The sequence below is a fragment of the Citrobacter sp. Cpo012 genome (assembly GCF_030333015.1).
Lineage (GTDB): Bacteria > Pseudomonadota > Gammaproteobacteria > Enterobacterales > Enterobacteriaceae > Citrobacter > Citrobacter portucalensis.
The window spans coordinates 105,386-118,565 of record NZ_JAOWGR010000037.1; the positions used below are offsets into that span (position 1 = coordinate 105,386).

General features: G+C 49.9%; 15 protein-coding genes. 10 read left to right on the top strand and 5 right to left on the bottom strand.

Going from position 1 to position 13,180, the window contains the following annotated elements; translation table 11 throughout:
- Positions 1-320 precede the first annotated feature (320 nt).
- On the top strand, positions 321-806 hold the full coding sequence (spy, locus tag OGX90_RS10380; RefSeq protein ID WP_003832537.1) for an ATP-independent periplasmic protein-refolding chaperone Spy: 486 nt from the start codon (positions 321-323) through the stop codon (positions 804-806).
- A 353-nt stretch (positions 807-1,159) separates the two neighbouring features.
- Positions 1,160-1,735, top strand: coding sequence for an environmental stress-induced protein Ves (ves, locus tag OGX90_RS10385; protein WP_032943147.1), 576 nt, complete (start codon positions 1,160-1,162; stop codon positions 1,733-1,735).
- Here the strand turns inward: ves and cho are convergent.
- Entirely contained in the window at positions 1,695-2,582 is an 888-nt protein-coding gene (cho, locus tag OGX90_RS10390; RefSeq protein ID WP_234692332.1) for an excinuclease Cho, read from the bottom strand. The genes ves and cho overlap by 41 nt on opposite strands.
- 131 nt (positions 2,583-2,713) lie before the next feature.
- Positions 2,714-3,544 (bottom strand): NAD(+) synthase, encoded by an 831-nt coding sequence (gene nadE, locus OGX90_RS10395; RefSeq protein ID WP_234692331.1) that lies wholly within the window; start codon positions 3,542-3,544, stop codon positions 2,714-2,716.
- Positions 3,545-3,754: 210 nt separating this feature from the next.
- On the opposite strand from nadE, the gene osmE reads away from it, so the two are divergent.
- From osmE to cedA, 8 genes are all read left to right on the top strand, one after another.
- Positions 3,755-4,096, top strand: coding sequence for an osmotically-inducible lipoprotein OsmE (gene osmE / locus OGX90_RS10400; protein WP_003030621.1), 342 nt, complete (start codon positions 3,755-3,757; stop codon positions 4,094-4,096).
- A gap of 298 nt (positions 4,097-4,394) precedes the next feature.
- Entirely contained in the window at positions 4,395-4,715 is a 321-nt protein-coding gene (gene chbB / locus OGX90_RS10405) for a PTS N,N'-diacetylchitobiose transporter subunit IIB (protein ID WP_003832547.1), read from the top strand.
- Positions 4,716-4,802: 87 nt separating this feature from the next.
- Positions 4,803-6,161 carry a PTS N,N'-diacetylchitobiose transporter subunit IIC gene (chbC, locus tag OGX90_RS10410; RefSeq protein WP_003030619.1) on the top strand — a complete coding sequence of 453 codons (1,359 nt, stop codon included), beginning with the start codon at positions 4,803-4,805 and terminating at the stop codon, positions 6,159-6,161.
- Between the two features lie 54 nt (positions 6,162-6,215).
- Positions 6,216-6,563, top strand: a complete 348-nt coding sequence (gene chbA, locus OGX90_RS10415; RefSeq protein ID WP_048214339.1) for a PTS N,N'-diacetylchitobiose transporter subunit IIA — start codon at positions 6,216-6,218, stop codon at positions 6,561-6,563.
- Positions 6,564-6,573: 10 nt separating this feature from the next.
- Positions 6,574-7,416 (top strand): transcriptional regulator ChbR, encoded by an 843-nt coding sequence (chbR, locus tag OGX90_RS10420; protein ID WP_085951046.1) that lies wholly within the window; start codon positions 6,574-6,576, stop codon positions 7,414-7,416.
- 124 nt (positions 7,417-7,540) lie between these two features.
- A complete protein-coding gene (locus tag OGX90_RS10425) occupies positions 7,541-8,896 on the top strand; it encodes a 6-phospho-beta-glucosidase (RefSeq protein ID WP_032943151.1) in 1,356 nt (451 codons plus the stop codon).
- A 12-nt stretch (positions 8,897-8,908) separates the two neighbouring features.
- Positions 8,909-9,667, top strand: coding sequence for a chitin disaccharide deacetylase (gene chbG, locus OGX90_RS10430; RefSeq protein ID WP_286623750.1), 759 nt, complete (start codon positions 8,909-8,911; stop codon positions 9,665-9,667).
- A 169-nt stretch (positions 9,668-9,836) separates the two neighbouring features.
- The gene (gene cedA / locus OGX90_RS10435) at positions 9,837-10,100 is read left to right on the top strand and encodes a cell division activator CedA (RefSeq protein ID WP_071992542.1); all 264 of its coding nucleotides are present in this window, start codon (positions 9,837-9,839) and stop codon (positions 10,098-10,100) included.
- Positions 10,101-10,163: 63 nt separating this feature from the next.
- Here cedA and tcyP read toward each other — a convergent pair whose 3' ends face one another.
- The 3 genes from tcyP to kduD form a co-directional block, all read right to left on the bottom strand.
- Positions 10,164-11,555, bottom strand: coding sequence for a cystine/sulfocysteine:cation symporter (gene tcyP / locus OGX90_RS10440; protein WP_006684833.1), 1,392 nt, complete (start codon positions 11,553-11,555; stop codon positions 10,164-10,166).
- A gap of 135 nt (positions 11,556-11,690) precedes the next feature.
- Positions 11,691-12,290: a metal-dependent hydrolase gene (locus OGX90_RS10445; RefSeq protein ID WP_008784570.1), complete on the bottom strand. Its 600-nt coding sequence runs from the start codon at positions 12,288-12,290 to the stop codon at positions 11,691-11,693.
- A gap of 83 nt (positions 12,291-12,373) precedes the next feature.
- Positions 12,374-13,135 carry a 2-dehydro-3-deoxy-D-gluconate 5-dehydrogenase KduD gene (kduD, locus tag OGX90_RS10450; protein WP_204191768.1) on the bottom strand — a complete coding sequence of 254 codons (762 nt, stop codon included), beginning with the start codon at positions 13,133-13,135 and terminating at the stop codon, positions 12,374-12,376.
- Positions 13,136-13,180 lie beyond the last annotated feature (45 nt).

The window sequence follows — 13,180 nt, forward strand, 5'->3', positions numbered from 1 at the left end:
TAAGGGCTTATTTTTACGTGCTGTTTTTATTTATTACGGATTATTCCTGGTGAGTTGCTTTCTTAATAATCATGGTTCAGGTATAGTTCTTCATAATCCTTTCAAAATCATCCGCTTGTAATTTTTAATTTCAACTCTACGCAATTTATTCTTTTTTTCTCCATAATTGATGAAAGTTTGTTTTTTACACTTTCACGGTTTTACCGTTGCTCTGATTAATTGACGATTAAGCCGGTAAAGTTACTCTCGTCAACACGACATCACATTGCATAAGAGTCGCATGAGTGTCGTAAAAATAACTGAAAGAAAGGATAGAAATTATGCGTAAACTGACTGCTCTGTTTGTTGCCTCTACTCTGGCGCTGGGTGCTGCGAACCTGGCTCATGCTGCTGACACTACAACAGCTGCACCAGCGGATGCTAAACCGATGATGCACCACAACGGCAAATTTGCCCCGCATCACGACATGATGTTTAAAGACCTGAATCTGACTGACGCTCAGAAACAGCAGATTCGCGAGATCATGAAAGGCCAGCGCGATCAGATGAAACGTCCGCCGCTGGAAGAACGCCGTGCAATGCACGATATCATCGCCAGCGATAGCTTCGATAAAGCGAAAGCCGAAGCGCAGATTGCGAAGATGGAAGAACAGCGCAAAGCCAACATGCTGGCGCATATGGAAACCCAGAACAAAATTTACAACATTCTGACCCCGGAACAGAAAAAGCAGTTTAATGCCAATTTTGAGAAGCGTCTGACAGAACGTGCAGCGCAGAAAGGTAAAATGCCGGAAGCTGCCGAGTAATCGATCAGCGTCTACACTAAATCATTCACATTGTGTCGCGCTGATTGCCGCACAGTGTGAAACCAAACTCAAGACCGCCGCTCTTGTCCACAACACGTATAACGATGTGGGCAGGATCGGCGGTTTTTTCATTTCTGCCTATTGCACCGGACGCACGACACGCTATTCTCCTGAAGCCCGCGAAAATTCTACCTGGATCAGCGCGTTATTCTTTTTTGCAAAATGCCGGGTTCATCGCTAAGGCAAATCAACTCTGCTGCCGATAACAATAATCTGCAGGGTGAACATAATAATGATGATTTATGGCTGTCTGTTTACGGCAGGCTGCCATGCTTCTCCTTTCTGGAGGGATGATGGAATACTTTGATATCCGCAAAATGCCGGTTAACCTCTGGCGGAATGGTGCGGGGGAAACGCGTGAGATTTGCTGTTTTCCGCCAGCAACACGAGATTTTCACTGGCGGGCGAGTATCGCCTCCATTGCAGCAAACGGTGAATTTTCACTTTTCCCGGGTGTAGAACGCGTGATTACGCTGCTGGAGGGAGGGGAAGTCACTCTGGAAGAAGCGAACATCTTTACGCATACCCTGAAACAGCATCAACCTTTTACCTTTGCCGGTGACAAGGTGGTAAAAGCAAAGCTGACGGAAGGGCAGATGTCGATGGATTTTAATATCATGACCCGACGAGATGTTTGCCAGGCAAAAGTCAGAGTGGCCGATCGCACCTTTACGACCTTTGGTTCACGCGGCGGCGTGGTGTTTGTTATCAGTGGTGCATGGCAACTGGGTGATAAACTGCTGACGGCCGACCAGGGTGCGAGCTGGCATGACGGCAAACACACATTACGACTGCTGGAGCGCGAGGGAAAATTGCTGTTCAGCGAGATTAACTGGATGCCGGGGCATTCTCCGGATGCAGTTCAATAATGTCATATTGACCAGACAGAACAGGCCGGCAGAGAATTTTGTAGCCATCATGGTCAAAGCCTGCCGGCATACGCGCCAGGGTAGCCGCTTCATCCAGCGTTGAAACGACTCCCAGCCACAGCCAGTTGTTGATGATATGGTACTGTGTCATTTCAGCGCCGGTTTCCTGCAGTGCAATAGCATTGCTCCATGGCCAGCAAATCACTCTCACTCTTTCCAGCGCCGCTAACAGACGCAAATGATGCGCTTCATGACTCTCTTTTCCGCAGCACGCTCCGGCGCAGCGTTTAAGCGCGGAGCGAAAACAGGCGCGCCCGCGACTCAGGGGTTCCAGCCCCAACAGGCCGTAGCACAGCTGTTGTTCATCCGCGAGGCTTTGCAACGCTTGTAGCGCTGCGCGACGATTGGCAAACAGGCCAAACAGATTGGGTGCATGGGAGAAATCAATATCTCGTGCGTAGACAATCTGAACAGTTCGGTCGGTAAGCTGCAAGGCGCAAAGCTGACGATTGCGCCGCAGTCGTTTATTAAACAACGGCTGTTGTTCTTTGATCAACCGCGCTTCCAGCAGCAGGGCACCAATTTCTCCCGCCGTACAAATCCAGCTAATGCGTTTGGCCTGACGCAGCATTGCCGCTTCGTCTGCGGTACGCAGGTGTGCCAGCACGCGGCTGCGAATATTGACGCTTTTACCAATGTAGAGCGGCATAGTGTCGCTTTCACTGTGAAACAGATAGACGCCTGGCGCGGTGGGAAGCGCACTCAAAAATGGACGCAGGTGTTCAGGATATTCATAGATTGCCGCTGCCTCAAATGTCAGGCGTGGGGCTGATTGACGCCGTACCACTTCTCACTCCGGATGCTGGTTATTCATCCAGTGTAGCAGTTTGAAACCGATTAAAAAAGCGGCATCAGACCAGGAAGAGGGGCCGGACAGCGGTGATCCCAGTGCTATCCGGCGATATGTGATTAAAAAAATTACGCTTTTTTCCAGAAGTCATCAAACACCGTGATCGGTGTGCGACGTTTGTGCTCGGTCTTCAGATACCAGCCTTCAATTTTTTTCGCGATGTCGGCAGCCAGCGTTTTTCCTTCCAGATAATCGTCGATGTTGTCATAGGTGACGCCTAATGCGGCTTCATCCGGCAGAGAAGGGCGATCGTCTTCGAGGTCGGCGGTTGGCGCTTTCTTATATAAATGTTCCGGGCAACCCAGCGCGGCAAGCAGCTGCTTACCCTGACGCTTGTTCAGGCGGAAAATAGGGTTAATGTCAGTACCGCCATCGCCGTATTTGGTGAAAAATCCGGTGATGGCTTCTGCTGCATGATCGGTACCCACGACAACACCGCTGGTCATTCCGGCGATACTGTACTGGGCCTTCATACGTTCACGGGCTTTTTCATTGCCACGGACAAAATCGCTCAGTTCAATACCCGCTTCACGCAGGGCCTGTTCACTGGCCAGTACCGCACCCTTAATATTTACTGTGAGCACGCGGTCCGGTTGGATAAAGGCGATGGCATCCTGACAGTCCTGTTCATCAGCCTGAACGCCATACGGCAGACGTACGGCAATAAACTGCAGCGTGTCACTCCCCGTTTCTTCGCGAAGCTCGGAAATAGCCATCTGGCAAAGTTTTCCCGCGAGCGTTGAGTCCTGTCCGCCGCTTATCCCTAATACCAGTGATTTCAGAAAAGGGTAGGTTTGCAGGTAGGATTTCAAGAAATCCACGCTGCGGCGAATTTCCTCTTCTGCATTAATTTGCGGTTTTGCGCCAAGCGCCTGGATTATCTCTTGCTGCAGAGTCATTTAACCCCCTCCGAAAAATGAAATGATCAAAAAAATGATGTGTTAAAGCTAACGCGTTGGGACCCAAACGACAAGGGATGCAGGCCTGATCTAACATCATTTTGTTTTAATAGAATTTTCCGAAACGACCTAAGTATCATCTGATTGCTTGAAAAATGTGTTGTTGTGCTCCAGGCTTATATAACACGCTGAAATACAAGAGGACGGAATATGAACAAGAACCTAACAGGAATTCTAAGCGCAGCGGCTGTTTTGACTATGCTGGCAGGATGTACGGCCTACGATCGCACCAAAGACCAATTTGTTCAGCCCGTGGTGAAAGATGTGAAGAAAGGGATGAGCAGGGCGCAGGTGGCGCAGATTGCCGGTAAACCTTCTTCTGAAGTCAGTATGATTCATGCGCGCGGGACATGCCAGACCTACATCCTGGGTCAACGAGATGGTAAAGCTGAAACCTATTTTGTTGCTTTAGACGACACCGGACATGTGATTAACTCCGGTTACCAGACCTGCGCAGAGTACGACACTGACCCGCAGGCGGCGAAGAAGTAACAACTGCTTATTGCCTGAGCATTCAGAAGAACCGGCCATCGTGCCGGTTTTTTTGTGCCGAACGATCTTATTTATTGCCGCGAATTATTTGCCCGAAATGTGAGGGGGGTCATAACGACAGGTCAAGGAGAGACAATTTAGTTGGTCAAGGAAATACCATCCACCGGTGCAATCCCGTATACTCATTTCAGCCACCTAAAAAAGTAATTTAGCTGACGCAAGTTACCCAGAGCATGGATGCAGGTTATGGCTTGCGGAGTGTCTGGTTGACAGATAATCGCACATGAGGATCGTTTTAATGGAAAAGAAACACATTTATCTGTTTTGTTCTGCGGGCATGTCGACTTCATTGTTGGTTTCGAAGATGCGTGCTCAGGCCGAAAAATACGAAGTGCCGGTTATTATTGAAGCATTTCCTGAAACGCTGGCCGGAGAAAAAGGTCCTGTCGCCGATGTCGTGTTATTAGGTCCACAAATTGCTTATATGTTGCCCGAAATTCAGCGTTTGTTACCCAACAAGCCTGTGGAAGTGATTGACTCGCTGCTGTATGGCAAAGTCGATGGTTTAGGCGTGCTTAAGGCTGCTGTTGCAGCAATTAAAAAAGCCGCAGCAAATTAATTATTTTATTTTAATTTTTCCCGTCAAAGAGTTATTTCATTAACATTCACCGCAATTATTAATTGCGGTATTTAAGGGTATTTTTCTATGAGTAACGCTATTGCTTCACTTGAAAAGGTACTCCTTCCTTTTGCTGTAAAAATTGGAAAGCAGCCACACGTTAATGCAATCAAGAACGGTTTTATTCGTTTAATGCCGTTAACCCTCGCAGGGGCCATGTTTGTATTAATCAATAACGTTTTCCTGAGCTTTGGGGAGGGGTCGTTTTTTTATTCAATGGGCATTCGACTTGATGCTTCAACTATTGAAACTTTGAATAGCTTGAAAGGCATTGGTGGAAACGTCTATAACGGTACGCTGGGTATCATGTCATTGATGGCACCGTTCTTTATCGGCATGGCGCTGGCAGAAGAACGTAAAGTCGACTCACTAGCTGCCGGGCTGTTATCCGTCGCCGCGTTTATGACCGTAACGCCTTATAGCGTGGGTGAAGCCTATGCCGTTGGCGCGAACTGGCTCGGCGGTGCCAATATTATTTCCGGTATAATTATCGGTCTTGCAGTCGCGGAAATGTTCACCTTTGTGGTTCGTCGCAATTGGGTCATTAAATTACCTGATAGCGTACCGACATCCGTATCGCGCTCTTTCTCTGCGCTGATTCCTGGCTTCCTTATCCTCTCCATTATGGGGATCATCGCCTGGGCACTGAACACCTGGGGTACGAACTTCCACCAAATCATTATGGATTCCATTTCAACTCCGCTGGCGTCGTTGGGCAGCGTGGTGGGCTGGGCCTACGTGATTTTTGTTCCGCTGCTGTGGTTCTTCGGTATTCACGGTTCACTGGCGCTGACTGCGCTGGACAGCGGTATCATGACGCCATGGGCGCTGGAAAACATCTCTATCTACCAACAGTTTGGTTCCGTAGATGCCGCGCTGGAAGCCGGTAAGACGTTCCACGTCTGGGCGAAACCGATGCTCGACTCCTATATTTTCCTTGGGGGTAGCGGAGCAACGCTGGGTCTGATTATCGCTATCTTCCTGGCATCGCGTCGTCCTGACTATCGTCAGGTTGCTAAGTTGGCACTGCCGTCAGGTCTGTTCCAGATTAACGAACCTATCCTGTTCGGTCTGCCGATCATCATGAACCCGGTGATGTTTATCCCGTTCATTCTGGTGCAACCGATTCTGGCGGCGATTACGCTGGCAGCTTACTACTCAGGCATTATTCCACCGATTACCAACATTGCACCGTGGACTATGCCAACCGGTTTGGGCGCGTTCTTTAACACCAACGGTAGCGTCGCTGCTCTGCTGGTCGCGCTGTTCAACCTCGGTATCGCAACGCTGGTTTACCTGCCGTTCGTGGTGGTAGCCAACAAAGCGCAGAACGTTATTGACCAAGAAGAAAGCGAAGAAGATATCGCTAACGCATTAAAATTCTAAATTTAATCCGGCATGGCTTTACGGTCATGCCGGACTGAACCAGAGGAAAAAAGTATGTTGGATATCGAGAACATCGTCGACACGCAGTCAGAAGCAGAAGAACTTGAAGAAGTGGTGATGGGCCTCATCATCAACTCCGGTCAGGCGCGTAGCCTGGCGTACGGCGCACTCAAAATGGCCAAGCAAGGTGATTTTGAGTCGGCCAGGGCCATGATGGACCAGTCTCGTCTGGCGCTGAACGAAGCGCACCTCGTGCAAACGAAATTGATTGAAGGCGATCAGGGCGAAGGTAAAATGAAAGTCAGCCTGGTGCTGGTCCACGCACAGGACCACCTGATGACATCAATGCTGGCGCGTGAGCTGGTGACTGAACTGATTGAGCTTCACGAAAAGCTGAAATAGCGAGGAGTGCATAATGCAGCTACAGATTAACGCACCGGAAATCAAAACCGTTTATGAACAGCAGCTGTTTAATGGCAAAAATTTCCATGTGTTCATCTATAACAAAACTGAGAGCATCAGCGGGCTGCATCAGCATGACTACTATGAGTTTACCCTGGTTTTAACCGGGCGCTATTATCAGGAAATCAACGGTAAACGCGTACTGCTCGAGCGTGGAGACTTTGTCTTTATCCCGTTGGGATCGCACCACCAGAGTTTTTATGATTTTGGTGCGACAAGGATCCTTAACGTCGGCATCAGTAAACGTTTTTTTGAACAGCACTATCACCCGCTGCTGCCATTTTGTTTCGTTGCATCGCAGGTCTACCGGGCGAATAACTCGTTTCTTACCTACATTGAAACGGTTATTGCATCACTGAACTTTCGTGAGAGCGGGCTGGATGAATTTGTAGAAGTGGTCACCTTCTATATTATTAATCGGTTACGCCATCATCGCGAAGAGCAGGTGCTGGATGATATTCCGCAGTGGCTTAAAACCACCGTCGAGACCATGCACGACAAACGGCAGTTTAGCGAGAATGCGCTGGAAAATATGGTACACCTGTCCGCGAAATCCCAGGAGTATCTGACCCGCGCTACCCAGCGTTATTACAGCAAAACGCCGATGCAGATTATTAATGAAATCCGCATTAACTTTGCTAAAAAACAGCTGGAAATGACGAACTATTCTGTAACGGATATTGCTTACGAGTCTGGCTACAGTAGTCCAAGCCTGTTTATTAAAACGTTTAAAAAGCTGACGTCGTTTACACCGAATAGCTACCGTAAGAAATTAACTGAATTTAATCAGTAGATATTATTTGCTAATAACCCATTTTTTATAGCTTGCCCAAAATAGCGTCGGGACAGCCACGCTATACCTGACAAACGGGTTGAGCATAATACACGTCAGTGTTTTTACACTGAAGGGAGAAAGTATGAGCCAGAAATTAAAAGTCGTCACTATCGGTGGCGGGAGCAGCTACACCCCTGAATTACTTGAAGGCTTTATTAAGCGCTATCATGAATTACCGGTTTCTGAGTTGTGGCTGGTTGATGTCGACGGTGGAAAAGAGAAGCTGGACATTATTTTTGACCTTTGCCAGCGCATGATCGACAAAGCCGGCGTACCGATGAAGTTGTTTAAAACGCTGGACCGCCGTGAAGCACTGAAAGATGCTGATTTCGTTACCACCCAACTGCGCGTAGGGCAACTGAAAGCCCGTGAGAAGGATGAACGCATTCCGCTGAGCCATGGTTATCTGGGACAGGAAACCAACGGTGCGGGCGGGCTGTTCAAAGGTCTGCGTACCATTCCGGTTATCTTTGACATTATTAAAGATGTGGAAGAACTGTGCCCGAATGCCTGGGTGATTAACTTTACTAACCCGGCAGGGATGGTGACAGAAGCGGTCTATCGCCACACGAATTTCAAGAAATTCATCGGTGTGTGTAATATTCCTGTCGGCATGAAAATGTTCATTAGCGATGTGCTGGCGCTGAAAGAGAGCGATGATTTATCCATCGATCTGTTCGGTCTGAACCACATGGTCTTTATTAAAGACGTGCTGGTGAACGGTACATCACGCTTTGATGAACTGCTGGACGGCGTGGCTTCTGGACAACTGAAAGCTTCCACCGTGAAGAACATTTTCGACCTGCCGTTCAGCGAAGGGTTGATTCGTTCGCTGAAGCTGCTGCCGTGCTCGTATTTGCTGTACTACTTCAAGCCAAAAGAGATGCTGGCGATCGAAATGGGCGAGTACTATAAGGGCGGCGCACGTGCCCAGGTAGTACAAAAAGTAGAAAAACAACTGTTTGATCTCTACAAAAATCCTGAGCTAAACGTTAAGCCGAAAGAGCTGGAGCAGCGCGGAGGCGCGTATTACTCCGATGCGGCCTGTGAAGTGATCAACGCCATCTACAACGACAAACAGACCGAGCACTACGTCAACATTCCACATCATGGACATGTTGATAACATTCCTGCGGACTGGGCGGTTGAGATGACCTGCACGCTCGGACGTAACGGTGCTACGCCGCACCCACGTATTACCCATTTTGATGAGAAAGTGCTCGGCCTTATCTACACCATCAAAGGCTTTGAGGTTGCGGCGAGCAATGCGGCATTGAGCGGCGAGCTGAATGATGTGCTGCTGGCGTTAAACCTGAGTCCGCTGGTGCATTCTGACAGCGATGCCGAGATTCTGGCGCGTGAGCTAATCCTGGCGCATGAAAAGTGGTTGCCAAACTTCGCCGGGTGCATTGAGAAACTCAAAAGCGAACAACACTAACTGAGGTCGGCTATGGAACGCGTACTGATTGTGAATGCGGATGATTTTGGCCTGAGTAAAGGACAAAACTACGGCATTGTTGAAGCCTGTCGTAATGGCGTTGTTACCTCGACAACAGCACTGGTTAACGGTGCGGCGATTGACCATGCGGTACAACTGAGTCGCGACATACCTGCACTTGCCGTCGGGATGCATTTTGTTCTGACGCTGGGTAGGCCGTTGACGGCAATGCCGGGCCTTACCCGTGACGGATTACTGGGGAAATGGATCTGGCAGATGGCAGAGGAGGACACTTTGCCGCTGGGTGAAATATCTCAGGAACTAGCCGCGCAGTATCAGCGTTTTATTGACCTGTTCGGGCGGGAGCCGACGCATCTGGATAGCCATCACCATGTGCATATGTTCCCGCAAATTTTCCCTATCGTAGCCGGGTTTGCTGCCCAGAATGGGATTGCATTGCGTATCGATCGTCAGACGGTGTTTCAGGCGTCTGATTTTCCGGAAACGTTACGTACCTCCCAGGGATTCAGCAGCGAGTTTTACGGCGAAGCGATTTCCGAGGCTCTGTTTTTACAGACGCTGGATGCGTCAGCCGACCGGGGAGAGTCTTCGCTGGAAGTGATGTGTCATCCGGCCTTTATCGATGACATTATTCGTCAAAGTGCCTACTGTTACCCCCGCTTAACTGAGCTCGACGTGCTGACGTCTTCGTCACTGAAATATGCAATTGCGGAGCGCGGTTATCGTCTTGGCAGTTTTCTGAACGTGTAATTCCTGAGTTTGCGGCGCAATCGTGCGCCGCATTTTTTTGCTTGTGGCACAAATAGCACCTGCAACCCGTCTGCGATCCCCGATATAGTCATTCCCTTCATGAATACGCTGTTTTTGCACCGCCCAGTGGCAAAATCGGCTAAGATAGCGGTTTTCTGATTTTTAGAATTTGTCTTTAGTGAAGCAACTGATTATGAAACCTCTTCGCCAACAAAATCGTCCGGTTATCAGCTATGTTCCTCGCGTGGAGCCCGCGCCACCAGAGCATGCGATTAAAATGGATGCGTTTCGTGACGTATGGATACTACGCGGAAAATATGTCGCTTTTGTCTTAATGGGGGAGGCGTTTCAACGTTCGCCTGCATTTACGGTCCCGGAATCAGCACAGCGCTGGGCTAATCAGATTCGCCAGGAAAATGAACTAAGCGATTAATGGATATAAAAAAACCGCAGGAGCATGACACTCCGGCGGTTTTTTGTTTTTTAGCTGACAGACTTAGCGATGCGCCAGTTCGGCGTTATCGTCGCTGTCCAGAATCGTTTTATCAGTCTGCTTGAGCCATTGGCTGGTCAGCGTACCGGCAGTCATGGAACCGCTTACGTTCAGCGCGGTACGCCCCATATCGATCAGCGGCTCAACGGAGATCAGCAGCGCAACCAGCGTGACCGGCAGACCCATAGCGGGCAGGACGATCAGCGCGGCAAATGTTGCACCGCCACCCACACCCGCAACCCCTGCGGAGCTCACGGTCACGATACCAACCAGCGTGGCAATCCACATTGGGTCCAGTGGGTTGATACCGACGGTCGGTGCAACCATTACTGCCAGCATTGCCGGGTACAGGCCCGCACAACCGTTCTGACCAATCGTGGCACCAAACGAGGCGGCAAATGAGGCGATGGATTCAGGCACGCCCAGACGACGGGTCTGCGCTTCAACGTTCAGCGGAATTGAGGCTGCGCTGGAACGGCTGGTGAAGGCGAACGTCAGCACTGGCCATACCTTGCGGAAGTATTTTAATGGGCTAACGCCGTTCACACCCAGCAGGATCCCGTGTACCACGAACATAATGCCCAGACCGAGATAAGAGGCCACGACGAAGCTACCCAGCTTGATGATGTCCTGCAGGTTGGAACCCGCAACCACTTTGGTCATCAGCGCCAGAACACCATACGGCGTCAACTGCATCACCAGACGAACCAGTTTCATCACCCAGCTTTGCAGGGTATCGATAGCGACCAGAACGCGCTCGCCTTTTGGTGCATCATCTTTCAGCAGTTTCAGCGCGGCTACACCCAGGAATGCGGCGAAGATAACCACGCTGATAATCGACGTCGGGTTCGCGCCAGTCAGATCGGCAAACGGGTTTTTCGGAATAAACGACAGCACCAGTTGCGGAACGCTGAGGTCAGCCACTTTGCCAACATAGTTGGTTTCAATCGCGTTCAGACGGGCGGTTTCGGCACCACCTTGCACCAGACCTTCGGCGGTCAGGCCGAACAGGTTGGTCACCAGAACCCCTACCAGCGCGGCAATCAGCGTGGTAAACAGCAGCGTTCCGATGGTCAGGAAGCTGATTTTACCTAACTGAGAGGCGTTATGCAGACGAGCAACGGCGCTGAGAATAGACGCAAATACCAGCGGCATAACAATCATCTGCAGCAGTTGGACATAGCCGTTACCGACAATGTTGAACCACTGTACTGAATCTTTAAGAACCTGGCTGTCGGAGCCATAAATGGTGTGCAGGGCAAGGCCGAACACGACACCCATGACCAGACCGACCAGTACTTTTTTGGCCAGACTCCACTGTTTGTGACGGGCTTGCGCCAGCACGAACAGCAGCACTACGAACACGATAATGTTCGCGATTAATGGAAAGTTCATCCCCGTTCTCCTGATCTTATTATGCGTATCACCGTTTAAAGGTGATTCTGTTGGCGCAAGATTAGCAGAACTGTGACTTGCCTCTTATATTCAAATGGAATTGTTTATACCTAAAATGATTTTTTGGCTGATTTATTAGTCAATCTGATGCGTTATGAAACGATTGAACTGCATTTGTAGCGTATTAATCATCTGCGAAGACCAGCGTACCGCGCTGTTCTCTTGTACGGTTTGCGGCATCCAGATTGCCCACGCGAACAGTGCCATGCACAAAAAACGCTCCAGTTGATTGCCTTTTTGCGGCACGAGGATGGGCAGACGAAAACGCCAGCGGCAGGGCCAAAGCAGGGGAACGCCTGCTGGGGTCAGCATGTCGGCCAGAATGTGACTAAGATAGCCGAGTACCATACCTTGTAAGGCATCGGCAGGTATTATCCAGGTATCCGGGACTTTCAGGTAGAACGTGGCCAGCAGGGCAAAAACCGCCAGCAGGCTATGTGTAAACCCGCGATGACCAAATGCCCGGGCAATGGGTTTTGATATCCACTTCAGACGCTGCCCCAGCAGAGATTTGGGATGATCGATATCCGGCAGCAGGCACGTTAAAATGGCTGAAGGAACAATATGCCACCAGTCACCCTGCGCAAGAACGGGCGTTAGCTCGGCATTCTTGGCAAATACCGCACAGGCAATAGAAAAAAGAAGGTGGCCTTCCGCCGTCATGATAAAACCCAATAAACTGTCGATTCATACAGTATAGGGGTTTTATACAGTAGGCGGAAGAGGTGACGTTGTAACCCTTTGTCACAAGTGCGCCTTTACCGCGCCAGCCAACCGCCATCCACCGCCAGCGTATAACCATGAATATAGTCAGAGGCGGGACTTGCAAGGAAAACAACCGGGCCTTTTAGATCATCCGGCGTTCCCCAGCGTCCGGCGGGAATACGATCGATAATCTCCTGATTGCGCTCGCTGTCTGCGCGCAGTTGCTGGGTGTTGTTGGTCGCCATATAGCCGGGCGCGATGGCGTTGACATTAATTCCTTTGGCCGCCCATTCATTGGCGAGCAGGCGAGTGATGCCCAGAACGCCGCTTTTTGATGCGGTATAGGAAGGTACACGGATACCCCCCTGAAAAGAGAGCATCGAGGCAATGTTAATGATTTTTCCGCCATTGCCCTGAGCCAGAAACTGGCGCGCCACGGCCTGCGACAGAAAGAAAACGGATTTTAGATTCAGATTCATCACGTCATCCCAATCTTTTTCACTGAAGTCCAGTGCATCCTGACGGCGTATAGTTCCTGCATTGTTGACCAGAATATCGACCCGGCCAAACGCCGATACCGTTTGTGTCACGATGCTGGTGAGAGCATCTTGTTGACTGAGGTCGGCCTGAATGGCCATAAAGCGTCGACCGAAGGCGTTAATTTTCTCTGCGGTTTCATGCGGTATTTTACGATTCACGCCGACTACATCGCAGCCCGCTTCAGCCAGCGCCACTGCCATACCCTGCCCGAGGCCGGTGTCACATCCAGTGACGATGGCGACTTTACCCTCGAGACGAAAAGCTTCCTGAATCATGTTTACCTCAACTATTTATGTCATTAACGCTTGCGCTATAGGGCA

Excerpts from the sequence above, each read along its gene's own strand:
- chbA (WP_048214339.1), top strand. The coding sequence starts at position 6,216 with ATGTTGGATATCGAGAACATCGTCGACACGCAGTCAGAAGCAGAAGAA.
- tcyP (WP_006684833.1), bottom strand. The coding sequence starts at position 11,555 with ATGAACTTTCCATTAATCGCGAACATTATCGTGTTCGTAGTGCTGCTG.
- ves (WP_032943147.1), top strand. The coding sequence starts at position 1,160 with ATGGAATACTTTGATATCCGCAAAATGCCGGTTAACCTCTGGCGGAAT.
- OGX90_RS10425 (WP_032943151.1), top strand. The coding sequence starts at position 7,541 with ATGAGCCAGAAATTAAAAGTCGTCACTATCGGTGGCGGGAGCAGCTAC.
- nadE (WP_234692331.1), bottom strand. The coding sequence starts at position 3,544 with ATGACTCTGCAGCAAGAGATAATCCAGGCGCTTGGCGCAAAACCGCAA.
- chbB (WP_003832547.1), top strand. The coding sequence starts at position 4,395 with ATGGAAAAGAAACACATTTATCTGTTTTGTTCTGCGGGCATGTCGACT.
- chbC (WP_003030619.1), top strand. The coding sequence starts at position 4,803 with ATGAGTAACGCTATTGCTTCACTTGAAAAGGTACTCCTTCCTTTTGCT.
- spy (WP_003832537.1), top strand. The coding sequence starts at position 321 with ATGCGTAAACTGACTGCTCTGTTTGTTGCCTCTACTCTGGCGCTGGGT.
- chbG (WP_286623750.1), top strand. The coding sequence starts at position 8,909 with ATGGAACGCGTACTGATTGTGAATGCGGATGATTTTGGCCTGAGTAAA.
- kduD (WP_204191768.1), bottom strand. The coding sequence starts at position 13,135 with ATGATTCAGGAAGCTTTTCGTCTCGAGGGTAAAGTCGCCATCGTCACT.
- osmE (WP_003030621.1), top strand. The coding sequence starts at position 3,755 with ATGAACAAGAACCTAACAGGAATTCTAAGCGCAGCGGCTGTTTTGACT.